We start from the raw sequence: 3,511 nt of genomic DNA, 5'->3' as shown, positions 1-3,511 counted from the left end.
GGTGCAACCACCTGAAATGATTGAAAAAGTAAGGTGGACTGCGGTTTGACACGTTGGGACCAATTATTATAATGCGCCGCGCGTAGGGTGGCGTGAGGGCCGCACCTGCACGTCCTTATCATTTATCGGCGGCCTCACGTCGTTCGCAAGTGGTGATGACCGGTCTCCAGACACACGCCGGAGGCCCCGGGTTCTGACAGCTACAACCCACGGCATCGCCCCGCTTATTAGGGATACGGAGAAACTTCCATGGCATCAGAGGCAGCAACTGCGCAGTCCAACCCCGTCAAGCGTCCCCCGCCCAAGAAGAAGAAGGAACGCATCCTGGGCCTTCCGCCCGATCGTCTCTCGGACGACCACATCTGGACGCGCCGCGATTTCTTCAGTCTGACCGGCTGGGCGATGTTTCTGGGTTCGCTCAGCGTCGGCGGCATCGGCTTCCTTCGCTTCATGTTCCCGCGCGTCCTGTTTGAGCCGGACCCGACCTTCAAGGCGGGCTTCCCCAACGAGTATCCCCCGGGAACGGTCAGCGAGAAGTACATCCCCTCCCAGCGCGTGTGGATTGCCAACCTCCCCGAGGAAGGCGGCCTCGTCGCGATCTCCGCGATCTGCACCCACCTTGGCTGCACGCCGCGCTGGCTGGCCAGTGAAGAAAAATACAAGTGCCCGTGCCACGGTTCGGGTTTCACCAAGGAAGGCATCAACTTCGAGGGCCCCGCGCCGCGTCCGCTCGAGCGCTGGAAGATCGGCCTGGCTGAAGACGGGCAAATCCTGATCGACAAGTCGAAGAAGTATCTCTCCGAAAAGGGTGAGTGGGGCAAGCCGGGTTCGTACCTGCCTGTCTGATCTTTACAGAAGATTGCGTCGGAGCCGCTCCCGCCGGACTGGGGAGCGCATGATTTGAGACCAGCCGCCCGACCCCACGTGACGAGCGCGGGCGGGCGACAAACAGCGAGAGGCTAGAAACAAGTGGCTGACGAACCGAAGCCGGTAGAGCCCAGCGAGGAATCGCAGGGCCAGAAGATCGCCAAGAACATCAGCGAGTCCCAGGTCTGGAAGAGCGCCTTCCGCCATGGTTACGCCGACACCGGTCGTAACCGCCAGCTCATGATCCTGGGCAACGTCTGGTTGCACCTTCATCCACCGAAGATGCGCCGCCATGCGGTGCGCATCAAGTTCACCTGGTGCATGGGCGGGATTACCTTCCTGCTCTTCCTCGTCACGCTAGTTACCGGCGTGGTGCTCATGTTCTACTACCGCCCCACCGGCGAATACGCCTACTACGATTTGAAGTATTTGATGCACGACGTGCCTTTCGGTGCGGTGGTCAGAAACATGCACAGATGGGCGGCCCACTCGATGGTCATTACGGTCATGCTCCACATGTTCCGTGTGTTCATGACCGGTTCCTACAAGCCGCCGCGCGAGTTCAACTGGGTGGTCGGCATCCTGCTGATTACGTTCACCCTGCTGCTCTCGTTCACCGGTTACCTGCTGCCGTGGGACCAGCTCGCCATCTGGGCGATCACCGTGGCCTCGAACATGGCGCGTGCCACGCCGCTGCTCGGACACGAGGGCCCGTTCGCGGCGCAGCTCGGAATCGGCAGCCGCTACGACGCGCGCTCGATCATGCTCGCGGGCACGATCGTGGCGCCCGCCACGCTGCTGCGTTTCTACGTGCTTCACTGCATCGTGATTCCCATTGCCGCGGCAATGCTGATGATTCTGCACTTCTGGCGCATCCGTAAGGACGGCGGCATCTCCGGGCCTCTTTGAGCCCCGGTTTGACCGAAGGCCCACCGGGGCCGCGACGAGACAAGAGCTAGGACCGACACCAAGGGGACAGGGGAAACCCGCCCGAGTGGGAAGAAGACATGGCTGACGAAGAAAACAAGGATCAGGCAGCCGCCGAGGGCCAGGAGCCCGAAGCGCCGAAGGCGGAGGCCCCTGCGCAGGCATCGGCCCCCAGCGTGGCAGAAGCCGCGGCCCAGGAGCGCAAGGAGCAGGTGCAGGCCGCCGCTGGAACGGGCGAGCCGCCCGCGCCCGGCACGGTTCGCCCCGCCGATGCGGTCAAGCCGACTGCCTACACCATCAAGACAACCAACCCGGCCAAAGCCCTCGAGATGGCCAAGGACAAGGTCTACGTCTGGCCTTATCTGGTGCGCATCGAGTTCCTCGCCGGAATTCTCGTGACGGCGCTGCTGCTGGCCTGGTCGTTGATCGTGGACGCACCGCTTGAAGAGCCGGCCAATCCCGCGCGCACGCCCAACCCCTCGAAGGCGCCGTGGTATTTCCTGGGTCTGCAGGAGATGCTCGTTTACTTCGATCCCTGGATGGCGGGGGTGATCCTTCCGCAGTTCATCATCACCGGTCTGATGGTGCTGCCCTACATCGACGTCAATCCCAAAGGCAACGGCTACTACACCTACCGGGAGCGCAAGTTCGCGATCAACAGCTTCCTGTTCGGCTTCCTGGTGCTGTGGATCATGCTCATTGAAGTAGGCGTGTTCATGCGCGGCCCGGGCTGGAACTTCTTTGCTCCGTGGGACTACTGGGATCCGCATCTTGTCAAAGCGCTCACCAACGTCGACCTGGTCGACTGGTGGATCTTCGCCAAGATTTCGCCCTACATGAAGATCGGCGGCGTGGACATTCTGGGCGGAATCATCGTGGGCGCACTCACGATGGGACTGCCGGTTCTCGGCTGGATTATGGCCAGCGACGCCGGCAAGAAGATTCCGCTTCTGAACAAGGTTTTTGGACCGACGTACCGTGAGACCGTCGCACAGATGGGCGCCACGCGTTACTGGGTCACCGCGATTCACTATTCGCTGATGCTGTTCCTGCCGGTGAAGATGGTGCTCCGCTGGTTCTTCAATCTGAAGTACCTGTGGGTGACGCCCTGGTTCAAGATCTAGTCAGGGTGCATCGGAACGATTGCTGGAAACTGAAAATGATTCCCGCACCTTTCTCAGGGGAAGGTTGAGACACAAATGAGCAACGAGCAGAAACCCCGGACCAAATCGGTCGAACAAACCTCGATGAGCGTCCCGTTCTTTACGCTGGCCGCCATCCTCTTCCTGCTGTCGATTTGGGCCGTCATCAATGAGGTCGGCGCCAAACGTGTCTGGAAGCAGTACCAGGCCGAGTTCGAGAACATTGCCGCCGACCAGGTCCGCGCCGAGATCGAAGCGGAAGTCGCGCGTCTCCAGAGTGAGACGACCCTTCCCGACGGTGTCGACAAGCTCCCGCCGCTCCCGCAGATCGAACAGAAGCTGCAGGAAGCCAAGGCTGTGATGAGCAGCTCCGAGTATGTGTCGATCGAAGACCAGATCAAGAAGCAGGAGCGCACCGTCTACCTGGCCGTGCAGGACTGGAAGATCTTCAAGAGCCTCGATGTCGAGCACGCCTTCTTCTACGAGGAAGCGCTCAAGAAAGAGAAGACACTCGAAGAGCAGGCCGCCCGCGGCGAGGCTACCGAACTCGAGGTCAGCAATGCCAAGGCCGAGTC

Annotated in this window: 4 protein-coding genes; all 4 read left to right on the top strand. The window is 61.0% G+C overall.

Going from position 1 to position 3,511, the window contains the following annotated elements; genetic code table 11:
- Positions 1-249 precede the first annotated feature (249 nt).
- Positions 250-846, top strand: a complete 597-nt coding sequence (locus KDH09_08335; protein ID MCB0219685.1) for a ubiquinol-cytochrome c reductase iron-sulfur subunit — start codon at positions 250-252, stop codon at positions 844-846.
- Between the two features lie 261 nt (positions 847-1,107).
- Positions 1,108-1,776 carry a cytochrome b N-terminal domain-containing protein gene (locus tag KDH09_08330; GenBank protein ID MCB0219684.1) on the top strand — a complete coding sequence of 223 codons (669 nt, stop codon included), beginning with the start codon at positions 1,108-1,110 and terminating at the stop codon, positions 1,774-1,776.
- Positions 1,777-2,123: 347 nt separating this feature from the next.
- Positions 2,124-2,918: a cytochrome C gene (locus KDH09_08325; GenBank protein ID MCB0219683.1), complete on the top strand. Its 795-nt coding sequence runs from the start codon at positions 2,124-2,126 to the stop codon at positions 2,916-2,918.
- Positions 2,919-2,993: 75 nt separating this feature from the next.
- Positions 2,994-3,511 (top strand): hypothetical protein (locus KDH09_08320; GenBank protein ID MCB0219682.1); only part of this gene is annotated, 518 nt, incomplete at its 3' end.

The sequence above is a fragment of the Chrysiogenia bacterium genome, assembly GCA_020434085.1.
Taxonomy (GTDB): Bacteria; JAGRBM01; JAGRBM01; order JAGRBM01; family JAGRBM01; genus JAGRBM01.
The sequence above is the reverse complement of the archived record's forward strand: the minus strand, read 5'-3'. Positions and strand labels throughout refer to the sequence as shown.